Origin of the sequence: Oceanospirillum sediminis (genome assembly GCF_014164585.1) — a bacterium.
Taxonomy (GTDB): Bacteria; Pseudomonadota; Gammaproteobacteria; order Pseudomonadales; family Halomonadaceae; genus Oceanospirillum; species Oceanospirillum sediminis.
Genome location: NZ_JACJFM010000306.1, coordinates 1 through 323, shown reverse-complemented (window position 1 = coordinate 323; position 323 = coordinate 1). Strand labels below are relative to the sequence as shown.

The 323-nt window shown below is 52.3% G+C and carries 1 pseudogene; it reads right to left on the bottom strand.

The window, feature by feature from the left end:
• Positions 1 to 295: pseudogene (locus tag H4O21_RS25010) on the bottom strand (allophanate hydrolase); the annotation flags it as partial.
• Positions 296 to 323: the final 28 nt, after the last annotated feature.

The following is a 323-nucleotide window of genomic DNA, read 5'->3' as shown; positions in this document are numbered from 1 at the left end:
GTTCTTTACCATTAATTTTTAATGGCATCTCTGCACCGGTCAGTACGATCCAGCTATCGACTTCTGCAGAAAGCACCAGACCGCCAATACGGATCTCCAATGCGGTACAGCCCGGCTGATTACCTAACAGGCGGTTAGCCCATTTGTATGCCTGCATATCCAGCGGCCCACCAGTGGTCAGACCGATTCTGTGGTGTCCGAAACGTCCTGCATACTGAATCAGCGTCAGAAGCCCCGGCTGAGATACTCTGAAGCCTGTCGCATTCTGTTTGGAACTACTTATATTCTGACTCATGCCACACCCTCCGGCAGCTCGCCACCTG